This window comes from Dysgonomonas hofstadii, assembly GCF_014196915.1.
Classification (GTDB): domain Bacteria; phylum Bacteroidota; class Bacteroidia; order Bacteroidales; family Dysgonomonadaceae; genus Dysgonomonas; species Dysgonomonas hofstadii.
This window is the reverse complement of the sequence record NZ_JACIEP010000002.1, coordinates 385628-407262: the sequence shown is the minus strand read 5'-3', so window position 1 is coordinate 407262 and position 21635 is coordinate 385628. Positions and strand designations below refer to the sequence as shown.

Below are 21635 nucleotides of genomic sequence, written 5' to 3'. Positions count from 1 at the left end.
CTTGCAAAGATGAAAAGGTTATATATATTATCCGTTTTTATATCCATAATTTGTCTTATGACAAATTCACAAGAGATAGTGAAAGCTGATTCATATTGGACAACGCCACAGAGCACTTATGAACAGAGGCGAACAGATTTTTTGAATTATTGCATCGAAAACGGAGTAAAAGACGGTCTGTATGGAATATTCACACAGGTTGCCCGTTTTACAAATGGAATACAGCCGGACGAAGCGTATGTCCAGAAAGCATTGGAAGTAATCAAAAGCAATCGTGATTGTAATGATTTTACAATGAACGGATTGCTCCGGCTTAAATATCTGGATAAAGAGAAAAATATGTTGCCGGAAGACACGAACAAAAAGATTGAAGACCGGATTCTCGATTTTAAATATTGGTGGAACGATATTCGCCCCGATACTACATATAGATGTTACCACACTGAAAACCATCAGGCATTGTACCATACTGCCGAGCTTCTTGCCGGACAATTGTATAAAGACAGAAAGTTTAAAAGCGGCCTTACGGGACGGGAACATATAGAACATGCCGAATTACTATTAAAGCGATGGCTCGATTTCCGCTTCGGTTTCGGGTTCAGTGAGTGGTTATCCAGTTATTATGAAGTAGACATACTAGTCTTAGCAAATATTTATGATTTTGCAGAGGATGAGTATCTGAGAACGAGGGCGCGTATGGTGCTCGATCTGTTAATGTTCGATCTGGCATTAAATAATTTTCATGGCACGCTGGGGTCGACCAGCGGGCGTATTTATGTAAGTTCCCTGATAACGGGGCATCATGCTATGTCTCCTACACTCAAATTAGTATTTGGGGAAGGACAATATCTGCCGGAAAACATAGTCAGTAATTCAGTATTGTGCAGCAGCTCATATCGTTGCCCCGATATTATAGAGGAAATAGCCACAGACTACTCTGTCGATATGCTGAACAGACAAAAAATGAGTATTGAAGTAGATGATGCTTCGAAATATGGATTATCTACAGATAATGAACTCGACACCCATTTGTTTTGGGGCATGCAGGAGTTTATTCATCCGAAAGTAGTTCGTATGTCAAAAGAAATGTCAAATAAGTATGGGATTTACCCATATAAAAATTACGATGATTACATCAGGGAATATGATACACAAATAGAGCGATATGGCAAGATAGTGAATGCCAGGTTAGACCGGTTTGCTTTATCCGAGGCAAATATAGAAACCTATCGCACATCCCATTATATGCTAAGTTGTTCATTTGACTACAGGGTAGGAGCACCTGGTTATCAGCAACATATCTGGCAAGCCAATATAGACAACCATGCCCTGGTTTTCACTAACCATCCCGGTAATAGGACATTAAGATTCAATCCTAACTATTGGGCAGGAAATGCATCTATGCCACGAGCGGTTCAGCACAAGAATGTAGTTATATGCATATACAATTCTTCCGGGGATGAAGGCTTGGATTTTACACATGCATACTTTCCCAAACAAGCATTCAACGAAGTTATCCAAAAAAGGAACTGGACATTCGGGAAAAAGGGGACGGGCTATATCGCATTATACAGCCAACATCCGACCGAATGGCAGGCAGATGATAAAGGCAACATAAATGATTTGATAGTGAAAGGAAAACAGAATGTCTGGATATGTGAAATGGGATCTCAAAAAGATTGGGGAAGTTTCTCCGGTTTTGTAGAAGCGATAAGCAATTCTGTAGTAAACTGCAACGATACAGAAGTGACTTATATATCACCTAAAACAGGAACCATGAAATTTGGATGGGATGAACCTTTCGAAATAGAAGGGAAAATAATACCTTTAAAAACCGGTTACCGATATGATAATCCATATAGCAAAACAAAGTTTGATTCAAAACATGTTGAAATAAAAAAAGGGAAAAAGTCGCTGACTCTTAATTTTATCTCAGGGGAGAGACGGGAGGCCTTTTAATGGTTTATTAAATAAGAACATTATATGATATTATATTAACTTGATTAAGAAATGAACAAAATCTATCTTTTTATATCACTGTCTTGTTTGATCCTATGTGTAAACTGCAAAAACAAACAAAACGAACTGGAAAACATTGATTTAAACAGAGCTGAGATCACACTTGATTCCATCTATTCTCATTATGCCGTGACTGATTCACCTCTTTTAAGAGAGAATTTTCCATTCAACAACCAGTATTCAGCAACATACCTGGCCACCACTGAACAAAATGCGACAAATGAGTACTCTTATCTATGGCCATATTCAGGTACATTATCTGCAGTCTGCGCCTTAATAGAGGCCACCCAAGACAATAAATATAAAAATATACTGGAAAAGAAAGTATTACCCGGATTGGAAGAATACTTTGATACAAAAAGGCAACCAGCCGGTTATGCTTCCTATATTAATTCAGCGCCACAGTCGGACCGTTTCTATGATGATAATGTATGGTTGGGAATTGATTTTACCGATCTTTATACGATCACGTCGAAACAAGAATATTTAAATAAGGCCAGACTTATCTGGGATTTCGTTATCAGCGGGCAGGATGATAAACTGGACGGAGGAATCTACTGGTGCGAACAGAACAAGAATTCTAAAAATACTTGTTCAAATGCACCCGGTTCCGTATTTGCCCTGAAGTTGTTCGAGGTGACAAAAGACAGCCTTTATTTCTATCAGGGAAAAGCTTTATATGACTGGACTAAAGCACATCTGCAAGATGTTGATGATTATATATATTTTGATAACATAAAGCTGGATGGTGAAATCGGAACTGCAAAATATGCATATAATAGCGGGCAAATGATGCAAGCCGCCGCCTTACTTTATAAGTTAACCGGTATAGACTCTTATTTGCACGAATCTCAGGAAATAGCAAAATCCTGCTATAACCATTTCTTTGTTAATTTCGGCGATAATGAAAAACAGGAATTCAGGCTGATCGAGAAAGGAAATGTTTGGTTTACTGCTGTTATGCTTCGTGGGTATATCGAACTGTACCAGATAGATAAAGATCCCATATTTATTAATACTTTCAGGCAAAACTTAGATTATGCATGGAAACACGCCAGGGATGAAAACGGCCTGTTTGAAAAAGATTTGAGCGGCAATGAAAAAGATACGGAAAAGTGGCTGCTTACCCAGGCTGCAATGGTAGAAATGTATGCCCGCATAGGAGCATTGAATGAATAAATTTAATGTTATAAAAAAATGCGTACCAGTAGTTGGATACTGTATTTTTTCTGAAGAACTTTATCAATGGTATATCAATGTACCAATTATATAATATGGCGATATGCCAATGAAATTAATGAAGAATATAGACAATAAAATATGTAAGGTTTGTCAGGTTTTGTTACTTGTCATGCTGAAGCGTAGCGAAGCTTCTGCATCTATATCCTTCGTCCCTCAGGATCACAGGAACAAATCAAAAATTAAAATATGTGTCAACTTTGTCAACTTTTAACAATATGAATTACTGATTCCCTTTAAAAAAGATATAGATATGAAAAAATATTTAGGAATGTATATTTTGATGATTTATAATTGCAAAAACCAAATGTACAACAATTCAGAACCAAATGTACATAAAATTGCGAAAAACCGATAAACAGAAGAGGCTCCGAGTTAGGAGCCTTTCTTGTATAGGAAGTCAAACGTTGAGTACGCTTGCACCTGAGGAACGCGCCGTATATGCCCGGCGGCAATGCCTGTAAGGGCACGCTCCAACGTGCGGAGCAATGCGGGTACAGCGTGCACATCGTAGAACTCGCGCGGCGGCAATGAATAATCAATCTTTATCACTTCTTGCTCGCAAATGTCGCCGCTATCCACTTTGTAGAGGTTCGCCCAAAACCATGTGGCGGCCGTGATTGGTTCGTTACGCTTATATGCCCACTTGATGGCACTTGCTCCGCGACCGTATGGTAACGGTGACGGATGAAAGATAAGTGTTCCGTACTTCGGGGCGTATATCTGCCCCGGCGACAATATATCTGTCAATAACGGGGCAATGGCTAACTCTGCCCCGTTAATGTCACTTACAGCCTCATGCCCCAATGATAGCACAAGTTTACGGGCTTCGATATATGCCCGTGTGTGGTCTTTACCTAAAATTGCTACTTTCATACTTTTGTATCTCCTATATACTTAAATGCTTGTACCGCCCGAAAGTGTCCGCCATAACCCGCGCCGGTTATTTTGCCCTCGTTGCCCGCTTTGGCGTGTGCCCTTTGGATGCTTTCCGCGCTTCGCTTCTTGTTTGAGCCGTACAATGATGCGTTTGTTTGCTCCCACTTCTTAGAGTGCCGCAATGCGCCGCAAAGCTGCGGGTGCGAGGTATGGAAAAACACGGGATACTTATTTCCGCATCGTCCGTTACCCTGTAAGTGATATTCGCATACCGCATTCAAAAACCTTGTGCCGACTCCGATTCCCTGCCACTCGGGCATAGTAACGAGGCGCGTTGCCCGGTATGCCCCGGCAGTAAACAAAGGAGCCACCGCCGAATGGCAAACAGGCTCGTCACCAATCACCCCGACAAAGTATTCGGCCGCTACCGGGTGTGGAAGGTCTAAATAATAATGCGGCTTAAAATGCCGGAAGACAGTTCCTTTGACTTTATATATTTGAAGTTCGAGGCTTGGCCGTTGCCGAAGACATCCACGGATAAACCGCGCCTCGTTTGTGTCGTAAACCCAATCGGGCTGCAACCATTCAATAATATCGTAGTGACAGGATAAAAGAACTATTTGCCCCTTTCCACGCCGCCATGTCTTGGCGAAAGCTGCCGCACCTACTTTGGCAATCTGCCGATCGATAACGCTTGTAAATTCATCGACAACAACTTTATCCGGGCATTCGCATACCAAGCGTGCCAGCCCGGCCCTGAACTTTTCGCCGTTACTTAATACATGAAACGGGCGAAGCCATGCCGGAACATCGCCGAGGCCTACCGAAGACAATGCCCCCGTTACTGCGTTAAAATCGCCGTCGGGCGTGATACAATCCACTATCGGCTTGTTACTGTCCCAACCCGAATAAAGGTCGTGTATCGGTTTCCCGAATATCTGCGAACCTATACTTGTCTTGCCGGTTCCCGAAGCCCCGACGACAAGCCCTATTTGCCAATCGTCGCCCTCGATAGGTAACTCTGCCACATGCTCCCAATTACAACCGTTTTCGGCGTTAAATAAACTTTTGACGCGGGCGGCTCTGTAACTGTCAAAGTCGCTGCATCTGTGCTTAATCTCAATTTTCATACACAAACTACTTTTAATGTTAATCCCTCTTTTCTAAGTTTTTCATAAATCTGTTTTTGTTCCGCTTCATTTTTGCAGACAACAACAACGCCATATTGGCTTTTGTAGCTAAAACCTTTCTTCTTTTCCATGTTTAAATTGTTTTTAAATGATGATTAAATATGATTTAATTCTTATTTTTGCAGTTCTCACGTATATAAAACGGCGACGACACGCCAACAACCAAAGGCTTAAATGGCCTCTGTCGTGGTGTGTCGTCACCTTTATTGATTAACCGAGCGTGAGAAATTCGGTTAATCGGAGATGGGGGCTTATTATTTTGTCTTATGGGAATTACACAACAAAAAAGAATAAATTGGATAGATTGGGCTAAAACAATTGGAATTTTTCTGGTTGTTTTAGGTCATTGCCCATATACTGATGAGTATAAAATATACCAGCAATTCATTTATAGCTTTCATATGCCCTTGTTTTTTCTTCTGTCTGGCATTTTGTTTACTCCATCTGATAATTTAAAAACCTTACTCGAAAAAAACTTTACATCTTTAATTATTCCATATATTTTATTCAATATCATTGTATTTATAATATTAATTCCATATTACATTTATATTGGGGAAGACCTAAAGAAATTATTGCTTTACTTCCTTATTGCGGATGGCAAGTCCCCGGCAGGTGCATGTTGGTTTCTTATTTGCATATTTAATTTAAAAATCATATCTTATTTTATTTTAAAATTGAGGCTCAAGTTTCAAATACCCATTATAACGATACTCGTTGTATTATGCTTTAACTTTATAACCTCAAAAGGAATTGATTTATATTTTACTGTTGATTCTTCTATTATGGCGTTACCCTTTTTTATAGGTGGATACTATTTTAAAAAGTATGCACTTGACACCAAAGTCACTAATAAATATATCCTGTTATTCACTTTTTTTTTATCTCTTTTTATATTAACCATCAGTAGTAAGCTAAATGGAACAATTGGGATGCATGGGTGCTTTTTTGGTAAATCATTGTTCCTTTTTTATATAAATGCTTTTATTGGATGTTGCATGTCGATTTCACTTTTCAAATTGTTTAACAATATAAAATCTCATTTAATGTATGTATTTTCATCTGGTACTATTGTAATATTAGCTTTCCATTTGCAAATGCCAATGTTTATATATAAAGCATTATTTTTATTGTTCGGATTTACTAATGTTAGTTTTACATCTAACATATTGATATCTGCACTCATAATGATTCTATTATATTATCCCATTCTATTCATTCAAAAGCATTGTCCTATACTTGTAGGCAATCGAAAATAATCTTAGATGCTTATTTTTCTTGTATTTTCAAACACATTACCCTGTCCGTTAAGAATATAAGTATCAAATATTTCACCTGTACCTATATACCATATATCCCTAAAAGTACTGTATGTAGGAATCGTAGCATTCGCATTCCTACACCAGAATCTAATGTTCGAACCTATGTTACGAAATGAATGAGCTATTGATTTGCCCCCATTTGTATTATAATAATCAAACGTGATCAATGCCGGTTTTGTCGAAAACACGTTATCTACGGTTATATTGTACTGTTTCTGCTGATTGGACGACCCAAATTTAATCAACGCATATACCATATTTTCGGCTTCGGCTTTTGCAAATATATTTCGGATAACAATGTTATATGTATCATCACCTGTATCTTTATACACATCACCTGTTGGCGATATATTGTTTTGTTCGCCTGAAGGGTGTTGTGATGCTTCTGGTGAGCCTGCCGTCCATAATAATGTACCTATTTCTATAATATCATCGCTATTGAAGCCGTAAAAATTATTAAACTCTATGTCGTGACAACCCTGTACAGCAATAAATGCGCCTTGATTCTTTATGTATTGTTTAACACCATTAATCACCCGATAGCCATTGCCCTCTATGGTAATGTCTGATATAATTCCGCTTGTACAATAAGCTGCAATCATCCCCCATGCATGTGGCTCTCTTACAACTACATTGCTAATGCTGAATTTATCTACATGAACAAAACAGAATGTATTATTAAGCCAACCACCGTGTTGGTTTTGCCCCGCTTTTCCTGCATCTGAACCGTAGGAAACCCAACCACCAGAAGAATTTAAAGTCAATTGTTTATTCCAATCTCCCGTAGAACGGGGATTGTTCGCCCCCTCTAATATAACGGTTCCTATACCTTTGATATGTATATTTTCAAGGGTTTCAAAGGTTGTTTTCCCAACTTCAACATTTGCTGTCCGAAAGATATTATCACGACAAAGGTCTGACTGTTGAATATGGCAATTATTTAGCTCTACTGTAATATTACTTGGTAAGACAATGGCAGAATCTATAAGCCACTTGTTTGTCTTTTCAATTTCATCAATTCGTGGTATAACAACCCTTCTGTTTGTTTGTACAGCTCTGTTTATTGCTTCGTTTATTCTCTCTATCTGACTACCCAACGCTATATCATTAGGGGTTACATAATCTTTGCCATCGGATGATATATAAACAGTGTATAACCAATCACCCCACGTGTTACCCGTTTTCGTTCTATAGGCTATCTTATTTAGTCCTGTATCATACTTATCTTGTGTAAGTGTATTCGTATTATAATATTGCCTTACATACGAATTACCGTTGAGCCATCCCTTGGTTAAAAACGGGTAACCTTTATTGTCATTGAGGGCAATATATTTTGCATTTTCTGTATCTATTACCTCATTAGTCAATGCTCCTCTTGGATACTGTATTTTTTTTATAACATTTTTACTTTCATCCAACAAAAAAACATATTTACTTGTTGATGGTGATATATAAGTCGAAATAAGAATTTTGCTTGTACTCAACTCACATATTACAGCATCTACCTTATCATCTCCCCATATGCTTTCTTTCAGTTCAAAATTCGAATCGAAATATTTATTTTTAAAAATATCAGCCCTTACTAAATCAACATAGTCTATTGCCGAACGCTTTACAAAGTATGTACCATTCAATACGTCGTCAAGATCAGTATCTGTATTGAGATGATAAATTTTAAAGATTTCGTTACTATCCAACACGGCCGAATCGTCACCAATTTTAAGCAATGTTTTCGCATCAATAGCATTCTCAAACGTTAAATTAGCGAAATTCGAACCGCCATTTACCTGCACATTGCGAGTATAGATTACGGCATAGCTACTGCCCGACATAATATTATATTCTATTGGCTTTGTCTGAAATAGTCCAGTGCCGGACTCGCCATTAGAAGACATACCAAGATATTGGGTTAGTCCTAAATCTTTAAAAAAATAAACACGGCTATCAAAATAATTCGTAGCATACATTTTTATTTTGTTCAGTCCGCTTACATTCATAGGTTTTGACACATCAGCCCCTGTGTAATCGTATAATTCGCCAGTATTGCCATTAACAGCCTTATTTTGGAAGCCAACCCCTTCATATAAATTTATTGCTGATTGGGTTGTTTCGATTTTTACCAATCCGTTTTTTACATATACTACCTTATCCCCATTATTGCCGTTTAACTTCGCATACTCTGCCAAATCTATTTCTTGTTGTGTCGGCACTTCGCCCGTATCAGTCCACGCTCCGCCATCGGCAAACACTTTGTAAACGGTGCCCGGATATGGAGAGCCGACCCACGCAAACCAATCTTTTTTGTTTTTGGTCTGCGGATACTCGGTCTGTAATTTTGCCAAACTTGTGTGATACCCTTTGAAATTGGTTGTTGCATTCGCTAACTCGGCTTTAGTCGCTTTATCATTGAGCGCCGCGTTAAGCCCGTAAACTTGCTCTATTGGCAAACGCTCCGACTTATGCCAAAAAGAAGAAAAAGTATTCCAGAACTGATCGGCCGTCGGAAATGCTTTCGGTACGAATATTTTCTTTATATCTGATAAACTAATCATAGTGATAATTTTATGCAGTTACTTTAATTATGTATGCAAGGGTAAAATATGGCGGTCTTATATCAAAGGGTACACTATCCCCTACCGGCGAAGTATACGCCCATGAGTTGTCATTATCATTACCGTTACTACCGCGTCGATTTCCCATGTAATCTTGGGCGTATCCCCAAGGCGGGTTCCAATCCACATTTACATTTTCACCCCACGGCATAATATGTTTATGTGGCGGAAGGTTAGACTCAATTAACTTTGCTGTTTTAGAGCCGCCTTTCTTTGAACTATTAATTTCGTTATAATCAGTATCCGAACTGTCATAGCTAACCACAAACCGCCCTCTCAAATCAGGCAACTTAAAACTCGAAATACCGTTGCCCCCAAAGGAAACGCCGAGTGTATCAAATAAGTCAGGGTAAGCACTTATTAAAAGTTCATCGCCATTACACAGCATATATCCGACAGGAATTTTCGAAACCTGTCCCGCCCACATCTTTACGGTTCCTGGTGCATCCCCTTTTATGGATTGAAAAAGCGTTTTCAATTCCAAATTAGTAGGTACCCGCTCAAAGTCCGCCCACACATATTCGCCCGTATCCGAAAAAACAACCGCCCGCTTTGTCCTTGCTTCGGGATATTCCACTCCGAAGGCAATAAGATTTTCTTTCGTTTCCTGAATGGTTATCTTTGCCTTTTTATTTCCTCCTAAAAAGGCATAGGGCTGCCCGCCGATAACGATAATACCGGGGCTCACTACTCCGACGCCGCTTTCGTTGCACCCTGTCAATATATAGTTAGGGCCGCCGAGTATTGCCAGCGCGCCGGCAAGTTGTGTCATACCCTGCAACATCTCCATTGTTTGCGAGGAAATCGGAAAATCCGCCTTACCTAAAAAATTAATACTATCCATTGGTTATAATGTATTTTTTTGATGCTAACTTATTATTGTTGATTAAAGCCTCCATTTGAATTCGGTCGCTTTCCGAAAGAACGTATCCCGGGGGAAGGACAACCTCAAAATCAGGGTTGTTTGTTCCTATCTGCCCGTCTTTACTCAAAAGGTAGGGCTTGTATGTATCCGGGTTATCTTCATTATATACCATTATCGGCTTGTTATATTGGTCTTGCCAAAGCAGATAATAGCTTTTATCTAAAGCCGCCGTGCGTATCCTGATACGGCGGTCGAAATAGTCAAAGTAATCGTTCAGCATTCCGCGCATATAGCACACTTGCGATTTTACCGAAGTATCGACAGAGTTGCGGAACGCAGTAAAGTCTTCGTTCAGATTTTCGAGGGGCCTCATAAATGCCGCAAGAAAAGCAACGAGTATCTTTTTCCTGATGACAAAAGGAATAAGGAGCAATGCCACCCGCGAATAGCTGATATTATATATATTCTTCATACGCTATAAAGTTTAATATCAGGTTAGCGTCACTAATTGCATAATGGCCGGCATAAGGAATGCTGCGGGCATTTATCGGCTGAAATTCCGTATATGTACCGTATTTCGATGCCGCTTCCTTTAGTTCGAATAATTCTACACCTTCCACAACCTGAGCGCTATCTACAAGCGATTGATTCGCATATAACCCATTAAATGAAAGGTTACTCAGGTACGACCGTATGGCGTCCTGTACCGGCGTGTCGTTCGTTCCGTCGAGGCGTTTACCCTCTCTATCCAATACCAACGGATTGAAATACACATCGGCTTTCAGCCGCATCGTATCTGCCGGAGCATTTATTATTTCTATCCTTACACCCGTGTCGGATGTTTCGTCTATCATATAGGCCGTAAAGGCTGTAAGCTGGGCGGACGATAGGGGCTGTTTTTGTCCGGTTGCCTCGGTTGCAATCTTTAAATATGTTATACTTTTGTCCTTCGTCTCCACGGCGGCCGCAAATTTCACGATGCGCGATGCCGCTATTTGTGCTTCGGTCAGCCCTGTATTATCGTAGTAGTCAGTATCGGGAACCAGCGCGTAACCATATTGAAATTGCTTCGCCATCATGGCGTACCAATTCGGGCGATGGGCTTTGTTTTCCCTTAATATATTGGCGACATCCGTTTTGTGTTGCACCAATTGCTTATACCCGAATAGCCAAACAGCCGTGGCTACAATGAAAAACCATATATTTTCGAGCGAGACAACCGAAAATTGTTCCTCGAATGTTTTGCCGCTTTCCAGCCCGTATTTTACAATGACATCGGGGTCATTAATATAGGTATCGGTCATTGTCTTTTTTATATCCGCTATTGTCATGATACGATAAAGTTTTCTTCAAGGGCCATATATCCGAGGCCTGAAAGCGTGAATATTTCCTGACTTGAAAATGTTGTCGGCATAATGCCTTTTACTCTGTAATAGTCGGTTATCTGGTTGCCCTCGATGCCCGATATGTCGATTGTTTGTCCCGCCGACATTTCGCCCGTTATACTCAAGTCGTTTTGCAGGGCAATATCGAATACCGACTCGATAGAGCCGCCCGCAAGTATGGCGATATCGAAAAGGCTTTGTTTGGCTATTACTTTGGTTTCCATTGTCGGGCTACTTTTTAAATTTTCTGATTATATAAATTGCAAGTACGATAAACAGCGCGGCAACCAAGCAAATGGCTAATACCTCTATGCGACTAAGTTCCCGCTCTGTTTTCGTTATATCTTCCGTTTGTACTTTCGATTTATCTATTGTCTTATCGGATAACTCGGAGGAAACGGTTTCCTTTCGGTCGGTTGTTGTATTATCTATTTCCCTGATATCTTCCTGAGCCGAGATTCTTGTTTTTGTATCGCTTTTTATTGGAGGCTTCCCGGTTATCGTGTCGGCAGGTTTATCAGTATCATATTCGACGCGGTTAATGATAATCCCGTATTTCCCGCTTTTCAGTTTTTCAATCGATCGTTGTACGGCTTCGTCAATGGATGATATTTCAGACGATGTGATATCGTTGGCAATATCCTTTTGCTCTTTGACGCTACTTTCGGTTGCTACCTTCTGAGAGGTTTTGCACGATACGCATGCGTACATGATGAACATACAGCATAAGCAGGTTATGATAGTTCTCGTTGCATCTCTATTTTTCATATTTAATCCTTGTTTAATTCCTGTTTAATTTCAGCAACCACATGCTCCAAGTTTTCGGGGGTAATCTTATCCAATAAGCGAATGATGCGGTTATTTGTCAGCCGTAGGCGATTTACTTCGGTTGTCAGATTCTCAACGCTCCGCGAAAGGGCTTCGCATTTATTACTCATGTCGTTGTATTTGTCCGACATATCTTCCGCCAGCTTGCGCCATATCATTATAGCGGCATCCACGTTTTTAATTTCATCGGCGCGCGCCTCGGCAATTGCCTTTTCGGCTTCCGCCCCCGCTTTGCGCTTTGTTTGGCGAAGGGTTGCGAGTGATACCAATAAGCCGCCCCCGAGTATAAGGTTGAGCAATAGGCTGATTATATCAAGTACATTCATAGCTTTATATATTTTCTTCTTTTAGCCATTTTCTTACATCGAAGGACGGGCAGGCTTTCATCCATTCCCATTCCTCTATAATTCCGTCGCCGTTCCTATCGGGCGAATAATCACGATGCCCCAAAACGGTTGCGCCGGGATATTTGGCTTTTAGTTCCTTAACCAGCTTTTTCAAAGCCTCTTTTTGTGCCTGTGTGCGGGTATCTTTCGGCTTCCCGTTCAAGTCCACGCCCCCGATATAGCAAATACCGATAGAGTCGGAATTCTGCCCCTGAACGTGTGCCCCTATCTGGGATTCCGGGCGGCCTGTATGTACTGAGCCGTCCAAGTATATCACATAGTGGTAGCCGATAGTGGCAAAGCCCCGGGCTTTATGCCATTTGGTAATATCGGCAACGGTAAAGTTTTGCCCCTCTTTTGTAGCCGCGCAATGAATTATTATTTTGTTTATCTTTCTCATACGCTCACTTTGTTAATGATTATATCCAATTGATTTTTTATGTCGTCGAGCCTTATCTTCACACGGGCAAGGGCTATCTCTACCGTTTTGCGTATCTTTTCGATATCGGCTTTCCCGCGTATCATGCGCAAAAGGTTGGAGCCGCAGAGCGGGTCTTCCTTTATATCCCCCTGATTGCTGGCAAGCACGATATAAGCGTCTTGCATGGTGCGCTCGCCTATTGTCAGCCCGTCGGTTATCAGTCCGTTACTGTCGCGCTTTATATTTACTTTCAGGTCGTTATCACCGTCTAATAGTATGCCTTTGCTCATTAGTGTTTTATTTTAGTGTCCTCGATATCCGATTGCTTTGTAACCGTTATTTGTTGCCCCGACCATGTGGCGATGGCAGTTTTCAGAGCCGCCCCGCCATCGTTAGGCATTGGCGACCATGCGGCAAAAATCGCCTTAACCGCATTCAAATCTTTTTCAAGGGCGTTGAGCCTTTTCGTTAGTTCCGGGCTTACGGGTATCCCGTCGTTTTTTCCCTCGTTGAATACAATATTATCGGCGCGGGCTTCCATCAGTTCGACTTCCTCGGCATCTATCAGGAAGGAAACGACTTCCTGGCCTTCGATTATTCCGATAAGGCAAACGGCGCCTTTCTTCGGTTTTACATCCATAAAGCCATAGCCGAGCGTCACATCCAAATATTCCACATCGTCGCCGGTGCCTTTGGCCGTCATGGTTTTATTATCCCAATCGATCGACACGCATTCGGCAAACCGTATTTGCGCCTGACGCGCACCGTCGGTTCGTTCCATGATGCTTTTTGCTAATTTGTCTATCTCGCTCATATTTCCGCTTTATTACCAAGTGTCAGTTGCTGGCGGATGCCGCCCTTGTCAAAATCTTTTACTACTTTATCGATGTAAAACTTACCCGTCATATTTTTATAGAAAATACTTGCCAAGTCGAGAATCATGCCTTGCTCCGCCCGTGGGATCCCAAAAAGTTCGACCGTTCCGTCAAAGCCCTTTTTCTTTTGCAGTTCGACGATACGCTTCGCCCTTACCTCAATTTCGGCTTTTGTCAGGTAGGGCCAGTTACGCACTTGCACCGTTCCGTTTTTATCGCCTATCTCTACTGTCAGGTATTTGCCGGTTCGTTGCAGGGACTTGAATTTTACGAGTACCTTTTCATCCGCCACACTTTTTCGGTTCAGATTTTCGCTGACGGCATTCTTTTCGAGCAATATCTTTATGGTTTCATCCCCTTGCGAATTGCCGTCTACCGAGTGCAAGACCTTATCAACGAAATAAGTATAAATACCAAGTTCCTTTTTTAAGTTTTCCAATATGGCAATGGGCGCTTTTTCCGTGTACCTTACCGTTCCGAGTGGAATATCCGGGCATTCTACCTGATAATCCGGGGCGATGGTTTCAAGTAGCTGCTTTAGGTTTATGCCCTTTTTGCTTACGGTGACAGAGCCCCGTTTCAACTTGAACATCTCGTCTTCACACTTCAATACATACGGTACGCCGTCGGCCACATCGGATATATACCCTACAAATTCGGTCGGCAGTTCCCCGGTACCATAACCGAATTTTATTGTAATGGGGTCGCCGAGTTGAAAAAGGTTGTCGGACTCTACCCGTTTAAAGTCGCTGACATTTCTCGGAAGCGTAAGCTCTGCAATGCCCGCAAATTCCTTCCAGCTTTTTTCTGTATGTATAGCCGATACGCGTTTAAAACCGAAAGCGCGTCGTCCCCTCGATTCGGGGAAAAATATATCGGCGGCCATCGCAAGCGTACTCATGGCAAATACAGTTCAATAGGTTCGTCACTTATGGCGTCGATCTGAAAGGGGATAGCGTCCCATTGCCCGATAATCGGTTGTACCGAAAATGTTTCGATAACAATGTTGTATATTTCCTTACTGCGGAACATCGAACTTTTCACACCTATCGAGTCGCAGACATTCGCCCATTTCGACAGCGTGCTTATTTGTTCGTGTGCCGTTGTTTTTTCGCCGTTTCGCCGGTTAAAAGCAATGCCCCTTATTGTTATCTGCCAATCGCCCTTTCCGTATATTTCTTTGACGGTACCCGTCGAGCCCAATACTTCGGTTTTGGTTATATTCGATTCGCGGGTAAAGCTGGCGATACAGGAATAAGGCAGGGTATAATCGCCAAAGCGTTTTTTTACAAGGCTACCGTCGTGGTCGTACATATTATATTCGCCACCTTCAAGCATGATAGCCCCGAAAACATTTGTACCGAATTCCGATGTCGGCAATTCCTCAAGTATGGTTTCTTCCGGGACAAACTGAATATTTGAAAATTCGCCCGCCTCATAAGGCACATTTTTGCCCCACGGAATATATATCGGCGTATTGATGCCGAATATATGGCGGATGGCATCCGCGAAAATAAGTGCGTTTGTTCTGTCTACTGCATCCATAACTTTGCTATCATGTGTCAACCAATAAAATGGTCTGCGACCATCATCCCAATACTGCTAAACCGTCCGACAATCTGTTATTTATCTTTTTGGCTACCTCATTTGCCAATTCGTCGCTACCTTTAAAGCCGGTGATATAGTTGTTTACCGTCATAACGATAGACTTACCGCCCCCGCTACCGCCCGAGCCTGACAGCTTTACACCGTCACCTGGGTCTTTACCTCCTTTTCCGCCTGCGCCGGTTCCCGTTACGGCGCCACCCGTTCCGCCCGTCGGAGCCTGTCCGCTCTGAAAGGCTTGCATAGGGCTTAGCCCGGTCGTTTCTTCTTTCGGATTATCGGCCGCCCATGAAGCTGCACCTTTTGCCGCGCCCTCGTTATACAGCCCGGCGATATCCATATTAGAAAAACTTTCCTTTGCGTTCTTAACGGCAGTATATCCCGAAAGGTCGGCAACGCCCTGTTTTGCCGAATCCCACGCGCCCGAGAAATCGCCGTCGAATAATTTCGAGATAGCTTCGCCAATAGCGCCGATACCCGATATTATTCCCTTTATGCGGTCAATGACAAAATCTTTCAGTATATTACCGAAGCCTTTCATCACTTCCCACACGCCCATAACGACCTTACGGAAGCCCTCGAACTTATTCCAGCATGCAACCACAACGGCAATAAGGGCCACAATACCCGCTATTATCCATGTGGTAGGGCTGAGAGCCTGAGCCGCGTTGAGCGCCCATTGTGCCGCCGTTTGTAGGTGGGTGGCAATAGTCAAGCCTTTTACAAATACAATAAGTTTCTGTATCCCTGCCGCCGCTGCGGCTATATTGGCAATCGTATAGGCAACCGTCCCGAGCCCCACAACAAAAGGCGTAATGCTACCGGCTACATCGAAAAAGCTAATCTTTAAGTCATTGAGCCAAGCATTCATGCGCGATTGTTGCTCTATCTGGCTACTCATTACAATATCGGCACTTTCATAAGCCGCGTTTGTGCCGGATATGGCTTGCGTCATTTCTTGCTGTGCATCTATGCTGTCGAGTAGGATATTCGCGGCCGCCGCATTTTCCACGCCGAATATTTGCGCGATAAGCGTTGCGTCTGCCTGTGCCTTTTTCAGTTCCTGTAATCGGGTGGCAAAAGGAAGTGTCTTATCGGAAACGATATCGTAGTTAATACCAAGCTCCCTTAACTTTTCCCGTGCCTTACGCGGTATCACATCAAGACCGCCCATTTTTCCGAGTACGTTACGAAGCGATACACCCGCCTCGGCTCCCACGCGCCCGCCTTGTGCCAAAGCCTGCAAAGCTGCGTTTGTTTCTTCAAAAGAAACATTCGCCTGTTTAGCGAGCACCCCTGCATTTTTTAGGGCTTCCGATGTGTCGGCAACTTCCGAGGCGCCCTCGTTACCCGCCGCCGCCATCACGTTCATCATACGTTCCATTTCTGCGGCCGCCGTCTGCGGGTCGGTCAGGTCAACCCCGAATTGGAGCATCGCCGTTGTTAGTGCGTCCATTGCGCCCACGGCATCGTTGCCCATCAGCTTGCTTAATGTCGATACCGAGTTACCCATCGAGGCCATTGCCGCTTGGTCTTGTGCTATGGAAGGGCCAAAGCGGGCAATGATAGCCCCGAAACTTTCAAGCTGGGCGGAAGCGTCGCCTCCGAATTGTACGGCAAGTTCGCGGGCGCTGTCCCCGAGCCGGCTCATTTCTTCGTCGGTTTGCTGGGTAATGGATTGCACATTTTTCATTTGTACCTCGAAATCCTGCCCGGGCTTCATCAGTTCCTCAAACTGATTTGTTAAATCTTTAATGGCATCGGCGGCGGCTTTTAAGTCCATCGCCGATATTTTTTGTATTTCTTCCGCCGCACCGTTCGCCGCTTCGCCCATCCCGTCAATGGCTTCCGCCGCTTCGTTGGCCGCATCCGTCACGCCCTCGACGGGGCCTGTGATTTCATCGGTAAACGTTGCTACCCATTGCGTTGTAACTGTACTCATCCGAACAATATTTTAGCGGCATCCAAAACGCCCTTAGTGATTACTTTAGATTGAATTTCGATATCAATTTCTTTCAGGTATCTGTATTTTGCATAGAAGTTGAGCCACGCTTCCTCGTCTAAGTCCTTTGCCTTTACCCCGAATGTTTGTTCGATAACGAGGTCTATTTGCGCCAATAGGTTCGTATCCGACTTGAAAGCGGTGTATGCTTCCTCTATGCTTTCGTAAAAAGTTTTTTACCGTCTTTTACGATACCCGTCAGACATTCGAGCAAACGGGAATAAACAACCCCGTCGTCCAACGCTTCCATGTCGCCCGCCACGATCATATTTTTTACCATCAGGTCGGCAACTTTAAAAGCGGAGCCTTTATTCTCATTCACGGCCTCGATGACTTCTTTCGTCGGGCGGCGCGAAATAAATTGGTAGCGCTCTTTTTCGTCGAAGGCTATATCGACGATATACAGGTGTTTGTATTTCGCCTCCAATTCGTCGAACTCCGCTTGCGTGATTACCCATAATTTGGGTTTCGTATCTTTTTCTTCCATTTTTACATTAAAATATTAAGCGTTATTTTTCCGAAATATTAGAGAATGTTTTCCCGTCGCCGGTCATGATGTAGTAAGATGATTTTTTATACAATGGCATTATCGAGTCCCCATCATCGAAGCACACAACGCCATACAAGTCTTTCAAATCTTCCTCGCCCCATAACTTGACGCGGTCTCTAAATTCGCTCTCATTTACCTCTTTCAGAACTAATACATATTCAATACCTAAACATGTATTCAACTCTAAACCTTGACTTGTAATTCTTCTTAAAATGAACATATCTGTGTGTATTTATATATTTGGCTACTCTATTAAAGGTTTTCGCCATCCCCTGCTTTACGGTTTACACGATATTCCAGTCAATGTGCGACACAATCAACTCGAAAGTGGTCGCAATAACTTTATCGTTTTGTTTTACTTCGACGCTCCGCCCTGTGAACTCACAATTGCGGATGCGGTCTTTATAAATCTTACTCAGATAGTCATAGCTTACCGCTATGTCGAACGGGGCGATATCCGTCAGTCGCTTGCCCGGGCCAAGTGATAGTTGCAGGGCGTCGACTTCCTCTTTTATCAGAGTAATAGAGGCGGTCGCCTTATAGTTCCCTTCCCCGCGTCCTATGGGCATCTTTCCGGCGCCGTAGATATTTTCCTTTTCTACGTTGTCGTCATATTTTAACTCGGTAATGCCCTCGATATCGCGCCCCATCATGGTTGCCGTGGTACTATTCCAGCCGGCAACCTTTCCGAACTTATTTACTAATACATCTAATGCCATATTCTTAATTTGATAATTTGAAAATGTGCCAATATGCCAATGGCGTTTTATGCGCTTACTTTCGTTTTCTTCTTAATTCTCACATTGGCACATTAGCTAATTGTCATATTGACTTTGTGAAGCCGAGGTCAATCTCGAAGTCGTGGGCAATGCCATCGGCAACAAAGTGAACTTTGATTTTAAAGGGCTTGGAAGACACGGCCGCCTGTTTGGGATCGATATAAATATCGAAGTCGGCAACATTCCCCGCATTTTTCATCGCAAGCAGATTCTTGCGTACCCTGCCGTCCCAATCCGTGATAGTGGTATTTTTGATATACCCGGTCGAAGGGTCTGCTTGTACCTTGCTACGGATACGCGGGATAAGTGTCGAGCGGATAATACGCGCGCCTTTGTTCCAGATGGCATTGCGTTCGATGAAGCAATAGTCGTTGTCTTCCTCGGTACACGTATGCGAGTTTGAAAAATAATAGCCGCCATAGCCCTCGAATTTTCCGACATAGATATATCCCAAAGTATCGAGTTTCTTCTGGTCTGCCCCCGAAAGGGTTTCAAACAGGCGTCCATTACTTAGTGCGGCAGACAACCAGCGCCCCGTTTTTGTATCGGTCAGCGTATAATTTTCCTCCGCCTTGCGCTTGTTAGGCTTAATTTCGATATCTACCGACCCGAGATTTTCATGTATGGCGCGAACCATCAACATTCCGAGTGCGGAACCCACCGCCGCATGATTGGCATAGGCCTCGTCTTTTTCGGCAATAGCCGGGTCGTGTGCCCATATCGGCGAAATAATTTCGCTGTCGAATTCGCGGAGATTTACAAAGTCAGCGACCAAAGGAGCGGTTATATATACGCCTTTCCCCTCGATTTGAACCGTATCTATATAGATATAGTCCTCCGCCAGCTTGTCAACCAAAAGTTGCATGCCTTGCACGGCAATCTGTATCGTTTCGTCATCAGTCAATCCGGCAACGGATATCGTATTTAAGCCGTTAATAGAGCGTAGAGCCGAAATAAAGTCGGCATCGTTTTTCAGTTCGCTAACCTTTGTCGCTTTCGGTACCGTGATTATGTTTACCGATGTTTCGGGCGATAAGCGGAATACCTCCGACAAATGATAGTGAGTCAATTCTTTTTTTGCTGCGTCGGTTTCTTCCGTTATGCCCCGGGCTTCCAAGTCCTCAATCTGTAATAGTTCGTAAGCCTTGTATTGCTCCAATGTGCCCGCGATGGCGTCAGCGCCCGCAACAAAAACCGCGACACGGTCGGAGGTTTCCCCTCCGCCGAGTCCGCCGTTCAGCTTATTTATTTCTGGGCCTGTGAAACTCATTTCTTCGCTTTTTTAGAAGTTGTTTTTTTAGCTTTTGCCGCTTCCGCCACTTTTTCGATTGCGTTTTCAACCATTGTCCGCAAATCTTCGTCAGGCGTTTCGGCATAGAATATTACTTCAAGCCCGTTATCCTTGATAAAGGCTTCGAGTTGCACCCTGTCCATTTCGTCAAGGTCATACTCTTTTGAGTCTTCGCCATTGCGGCGGAAGGTTTCAACATCCAAGTCTTTAGCTTGGGCGTGGGTTTTAGCGTAGTTTTCATCCGTAAACGGTTGCCCGTCTGTGGTTATGAAAACTTTATCCGCCTTGCGGTACCTTTTGAAAAAGTCGTCCGCTATCTTTTGTAAATCCAATTTTGCCATGATAATTAATTCGATAATTTGATAATATGCCAATGTGCCAATGACTTATACCTTTTCGCTTAGCGCCTTATTGGCACATTTTCAAATCGGCACATTAGCTAATTGATTTATACGTTAGCGGATATGATTGCGCCGAAACCATAGTCGACAATACGGTCGACAATACCGTAAGTCTGTGTGCGGAACTCCGATTTAGGGTCAGGGTTTCGTGTGTCTGTATGTTCGTCCACATACAATATTTTCACTTTGTCGAGGTGATATACTGCGTTAGGAGCATAGAAGAAAACAGAGGCTCTTTGGTCGCCGGTAGTCAGCGCAGCGCCTTTCGGTTTCTTCACGCCTGCCGAAGTGTACGCGGGTACCGCCGCATTTTCGTAGAACTTGAAGCCCATAATACTACGCACTTTGCCCGTTTCCTCGTCAAAGAATATTTTCTTTGTAGAGAAGAATTTCGCCGAATCGGCATCGACAATCAGATCGGTCACATGTTCAGGGCTGAGTGTCATATATTGCTTTTCAGGATACGGAAGATTAAGCGCCTTAACCATTTCAAGATATTTAACCATATCTTTAAATGTCAGCCTTTTGCGTCCCGTGCCATCGTCAGCCCCGGAAGTACGCATTACCGGCATGTCGACATTCGTATCGTCATCAGGCGCCAATTTCCAAATCACATGGTCGCGGATACCTATTTTAAAGGCTTCCGTATGTTTCTTGCGAACTTCCGAGCGTTTGTCGTAAGGCAATGCGCGAAGTTCAGCATCGTCTACCTCTGTCGGGGTAGTGTCGTACTTTTCCCATTCGATGAATACTTTTTCGCCGGTCATTTTGGTAGGGGTAAAGCCTGCCGTGTTGTTTACCAAAAAGCCTACATTGTTTATCAGCTTGTTAAAGCGGATACCGTCGGCGGTAATGGCGGCTTTAGGCGCCCCCGGGATGACAGCAAGAAAGTCATCCTTATAGTTTCGGAATTCCTCCAAAAGTTGTGGGGCTACATATTGCGTAAGCCATTGCCCCGAGATAAGAGTTGCCATATATCTTTTTTT

Annotated in this window: 26 protein-coding genes; 3 read left to right on the top strand and 23 right to left on the bottom strand. The window is 42.9% G+C overall.

The window, feature by feature from the left end:
* Positions 1–57: 57 nt before the first annotated feature.
* Together GGR21_RS03810 and GGR21_RS03805 are read left to right on the top strand one after the other, a co-directional pair.
* Positions 58–1959 carry a hypothetical protein gene (locus tag GGR21_RS03810; RefSeq protein WP_246347977.1) on the top strand — a complete coding sequence of 634 codons (1902 nt, stop codon included), beginning with the start codon at positions 58–60 and terminating at the stop codon, positions 1957–1959.
* A gap of 51 nt (positions 1960–2010) precedes the next feature.
* Positions 2011–3198, top strand: a complete 1188-nt coding sequence (locus GGR21_RS03805) for a glycoside hydrolase family 76 protein (protein WP_183305842.1) — start codon at positions 2011–2013, stop codon at positions 3196–3198.
* A 435-nt stretch (positions 3199–3633) separates the two neighbouring features.
* Here the strand turns inward: GGR21_RS03805 and GGR21_RS03800 are convergent, their stop codons facing one another.
* The 3 genes from GGR21_RS03800 to GGR21_RS20965 are packed head-to-tail and all read right to left on the bottom strand — an operon-like array spanning position 3634 to position 5398.
* On the bottom strand, positions 3634–4134 hold the full coding sequence (locus tag GGR21_RS03800) for a formyltransferase family protein (RefSeq protein WP_183305841.1): 501 nt from the start codon (positions 4132–4134) through the stop codon (positions 3634–3636).
* Positions 4131–5267 carry an ABC transporter ATP-binding protein gene (locus GGR21_RS03795; RefSeq protein ID WP_183305840.1) on the bottom strand — a complete coding sequence of 379 codons (1137 nt, stop codon included), beginning with the start codon at positions 5265–5267 and terminating at the stop codon, positions 4131–4133. The genes GGR21_RS03800 and GGR21_RS03795 overlap by 4 nt, the downstream gene beginning before the upstream one ends.
* Positions 5264–5398 (bottom strand): hypothetical protein, encoded by a 135-nt coding sequence (locus GGR21_RS20965; RefSeq protein WP_262890040.1) that lies wholly within the window; start codon positions 5396–5398, stop codon positions 5264–5266. The genes GGR21_RS03795 and GGR21_RS20965 overlap by 4 nt, the downstream gene beginning before the upstream one ends.
* A 195-nt stretch (positions 5399–5593) precedes the next feature.
* On the opposite strand from GGR21_RS20965, the gene GGR21_RS03790 reads away from it, so the two are divergent.
* Positions 5594–6586 (top strand): acyltransferase family protein, encoded by a 993-nt coding sequence (locus GGR21_RS03790; RefSeq protein ID WP_183305839.1) that lies wholly within the window; start codon positions 5594–5596, stop codon positions 6584–6586.
* 2 nt (positions 6587–6588) lie between these two features.
* On the opposite strand, the gene GGR21_RS03785 is transcribed toward GGR21_RS03790, so the two are convergent.
* From GGR21_RS03785 to GGR21_RS03690, 20 genes are all read right to left on the bottom strand, one after another.
* Complete coding sequence (locus GGR21_RS03785; RefSeq protein WP_183305838.1) at positions 6589–9201, bottom strand: hypothetical protein; 2613 nt, start codon at positions 9199–9201, stop codon at positions 6589–6591.
* A 10-nt stretch (positions 9202–9211) separates the two neighbouring features.
* Positions 9212–10105, bottom strand: coding sequence for a tail fiber protein (locus GGR21_RS03780; protein ID WP_183305837.1), 894 nt, complete (start codon positions 10103–10105; stop codon positions 9212–9214).
* Positions 10098–10598, bottom strand: a complete 501-nt coding sequence (locus GGR21_RS03775) for a hypothetical protein (protein WP_183305836.1) — start codon at positions 10596–10598, stop codon at positions 10098–10100. The genes GGR21_RS03780 and GGR21_RS03775 overlap by 8 nt, the downstream gene beginning before the upstream one ends.
* Positions 10582–11457: a hypothetical protein gene (locus GGR21_RS03770; protein ID WP_183305835.1), complete on the bottom strand. Its 876-nt coding sequence runs from the start codon at positions 11455–11457 to the stop codon at positions 10582–10584. Before GGR21_RS03770 ends, GGR21_RS03775 begins: the two co-directional genes overlap by 17 nt.
* Positions 11454–11735, bottom strand: a complete 282-nt coding sequence (locus GGR21_RS03765; protein ID WP_183305834.1) for a LysM domain-containing protein — start codon at positions 11733–11735, stop codon at positions 11454–11456. Before GGR21_RS03765 ends, GGR21_RS03770 begins: the two co-directional genes overlap by 4 nt.
* Before the next feature lie 7 nt (positions 11736–11742).
* A complete protein-coding gene (locus GGR21_RS03760; protein ID WP_183305833.1) occupies positions 11743–12279 on the bottom strand; it encodes a hypothetical protein in 537 nt (178 codons plus the stop codon).
* A gap of 2 nt (positions 12280–12281) precedes the next feature.
* On the bottom strand, positions 12282–12608 hold the full coding sequence (locus GGR21_RS03755; protein WP_183305832.1) for a hypothetical protein: 327 nt from the start codon (positions 12606–12608) through the stop codon (positions 12282–12284).
* A 61-nt stretch (positions 12609–12669) separates the two neighbouring features.
* On the bottom strand, positions 12670–13125 hold the full coding sequence (locus tag GGR21_RS03750) for an N-acetylmuramoyl-L-alanine amidase (RefSeq protein ID WP_183305831.1): 456 nt from the start codon (positions 13123–13125) through the stop codon (positions 12670–12672).
* Positions 13122–13436 (bottom strand): hypothetical protein, encoded by a 315-nt coding sequence (locus tag GGR21_RS03745; RefSeq protein WP_183305830.1) that lies wholly within the window; start codon positions 13434–13436, stop codon positions 13122–13124. The genes GGR21_RS03750 and GGR21_RS03745 overlap by 4 nt, the downstream gene beginning before the upstream one ends.
* Positions 13436–13849 (bottom strand): hypothetical protein, encoded by a 414-nt coding sequence (locus GGR21_RS03740; protein ID WP_183305829.1) that lies wholly within the window; start codon positions 13847–13849, stop codon positions 13436–13438. Before GGR21_RS03740 ends, GGR21_RS03745 begins: the two co-directional genes overlap by 1 nt.
* Positions 13850–13956: 107 nt before the next feature.
* The gene (locus GGR21_RS03735; protein ID WP_183305828.1) at positions 13957–14922 is read right to left on the bottom strand and encodes a hypothetical protein; all 966 of its coding nucleotides are present in this window, start codon (positions 14920–14922) and stop codon (positions 13957–13959) included.
* The gene (locus GGR21_RS03730; RefSeq protein ID WP_183305827.1) at positions 14919–15566 is read right to left on the bottom strand and encodes a DUF6046 domain-containing protein; all 648 of its coding nucleotides are present in this window, start codon (positions 15564–15566) and stop codon (positions 14919–14921) included. Before GGR21_RS03730 ends, GGR21_RS03735 begins: the two co-directional genes overlap by 4 nt.
* 43 nt (positions 15567–15609) lie before the next feature.
* Complete coding sequence (locus GGR21_RS03725) at positions 15610–17502, bottom strand: phage tail tape measure protein (RefSeq protein ID WP_183305826.1); 1893 nt, start codon at positions 17500–17502, stop codon at positions 15610–15612.
* A 62-nt stretch (positions 17503–17564) separates the two neighbouring features.
* On the bottom strand, positions 17565–17744 hold the full coding sequence (locus GGR21_RS03720; protein WP_183305825.1) for a hypothetical protein: 180 nt from the start codon (positions 17742–17744) through the stop codon (positions 17565–17567).
* Between the two features lie 38 nt (positions 17745–17782).
* On the bottom strand, positions 17783–18055 hold the full coding sequence (locus GGR21_RS03715) for a hypothetical protein (RefSeq protein ID WP_183305824.1): 273 nt from the start codon (positions 18053–18055) through the stop codon (positions 17783–17785).
* Between the two features lie 82 nt (positions 18056–18137).
* Positions 18138–18398, bottom strand: coding sequence for a hypothetical protein (locus tag GGR21_RS03710; RefSeq protein WP_183305823.1), 261 nt, complete (start codon positions 18396–18398; stop codon positions 18138–18140).
* A 64-nt stretch (positions 18399–18462) separates the two neighbouring features.
* Positions 18463–18897 (bottom strand): hypothetical protein, encoded by a 435-nt coding sequence (locus GGR21_RS03705; RefSeq protein WP_183305822.1) that lies wholly within the window; start codon positions 18895–18897, stop codon positions 18463–18465.
* A 103-nt stretch (positions 18898–19000) separates the two neighbouring features.
* Positions 19001–20227, bottom strand: coding sequence for a DUF2586 family protein (locus GGR21_RS03700; RefSeq protein WP_183305821.1), 1227 nt, complete (start codon positions 20225–20227; stop codon positions 19001–19003).
* Positions 20224–20589, bottom strand: coding sequence for a hypothetical protein (locus GGR21_RS03695; RefSeq protein WP_183305820.1), 366 nt, complete (start codon positions 20587–20589; stop codon positions 20224–20226). Before GGR21_RS03695 ends, GGR21_RS03700 begins: the two co-directional genes overlap by 4 nt.
* 107 nt (positions 20590–20696) lie before the next feature.
* Entirely contained in the window at positions 20697–21623 is a 927-nt protein-coding gene (locus GGR21_RS03690; protein ID WP_183305819.1) for a hypothetical protein, read from the bottom strand.
* Between the last annotated feature and the right edge of the window lie 12 nt (positions 21624–21635).

Coding starts and splice junctions, on each gene's coding strand:
- GGR21_RS03810 (WP_246347977.1), top strand. CDS start 58: ATGACAAATTCACAAGAGATAGTGAAAGCTGATTCATATTGGACAACG.
- GGR21_RS03805 (WP_183305842.1), top strand. CDS start 2,011: ATGAACAAAATCTATCTTTTTATATCACTGTCTTGTTTGATCCTATGT.
- GGR21_RS03800 (WP_183305841.1), bottom strand. CDS start 4,134: ATGAAAGTAGCAATTTTAGGTAAAGACCACACACGGGCATATATCGAA.
- GGR21_RS03795 (WP_183305840.1), bottom strand. CDS start 5,267: ATGAAAATTGAGATTAAGCACAGATGCAGCGACTTTGACAGTTACAGA.
- GGR21_RS20965 (WP_262890040.1), bottom strand. CDS start 5,398: ATGGAAAAGAAGAAAGGTTTTAGCTACAAAAGCCAATATGGCGTTGTT.
- GGR21_RS03790 (WP_183305839.1), top strand. CDS start 5,594: ATGGGAATTACACAACAAAAAAGAATAAATTGGATAGATTGGGCTAAA.
- GGR21_RS03785 (WP_183305838.1), bottom strand. CDS start 9,201: ATGATTAGTTTATCAGATATAAAGAAAATATTCGTACCGAAAGCATTT.
- GGR21_RS03780 (WP_183305837.1), bottom strand. CDS start 10,105: ATGGATAGTATTAATTTTTTAGGTAAGGCGGATTTTCCGATTTCCTCG.
- GGR21_RS03775 (WP_183305836.1), bottom strand. CDS start 10,598: ATGAAGAATATATATAATATCAGCTATTCGCGGGTGGCATTGCTCCTT.
- GGR21_RS03770 (WP_183305835.1), bottom strand. CDS start 11,457: ATGACAATAGCGGATATAAAAAAGACAATGACCGATACCTATATTAAT.
- GGR21_RS03765 (WP_183305834.1), bottom strand. CDS start 11,735: ATGGAAACCAAAGTAATAGCCAAACAAAGCCTTTTCGATATCGCCATA.
- GGR21_RS03760 (WP_183305833.1), bottom strand. CDS start 12,279: ATGAAAAATAGAGATGCAACGAGAACTATCATAACCTGCTTATGCTGT.
- GGR21_RS03750 (WP_183305831.1), bottom strand. CDS start 13,125: ATGAGAAAGATAAACAAAATAATAATTCATTGCGCGGCTACAAAAGAG.
- GGR21_RS03745 (WP_183305830.1), bottom strand. CDS start 13,436: ATGAGCAAAGGCATACTATTAGACGGTGATAACGACCTGAAAGTAAAT.
- GGR21_RS03740 (WP_183305829.1), bottom strand. CDS start 13,849: ATGACGGCCAAAGGCACCGGCGACGATGTGGAATATTTGGATGTGACG.
- GGR21_RS03735 (WP_183305828.1), bottom strand. CDS start 14,922: ATGAGTACGCTTGCGATGGCCGCCGATATATTTTTCCCCGAATCGAGG.
- GGR21_RS03730 (WP_183305827.1), bottom strand. CDS start 15,566: ATGGATGCAGTAGACAGAACAAACGCACTTATTTTCGCGGATGCCATC.
- GGR21_RS03710 (WP_183305823.1), bottom strand. CDS start 18,398: ATGTTCATTTTAAGAAGAATTACAAGTCAAGGTTTAGAGTTGAATACA.
- GGR21_RS03705 (WP_183305822.1), bottom strand. CDS start 18,897: ATGGCATTAGATGTATTAGTAAATAAGTTCGGAAAGGTTGCCGGCTGG.
- GGR21_RS03700 (WP_183305821.1), bottom strand. CDS start 20,227: ATGAGTTTCACAGGCCCAGAAATAAATAAGCTGAACGGCGGACTCGGC.
- GGR21_RS03695 (WP_183305820.1), bottom strand. CDS start 20,589: ATGGCAAAATTGGATTTACAAAAGATAGCGGACGACTTTTTCAAAAGG.
- GGR21_RS03690 (WP_183305819.1), bottom strand. CDS start 21,623: ATGGCAACTCTTATCTCGGGGCAATGGCTTACGCAATATGTAGCCCCA.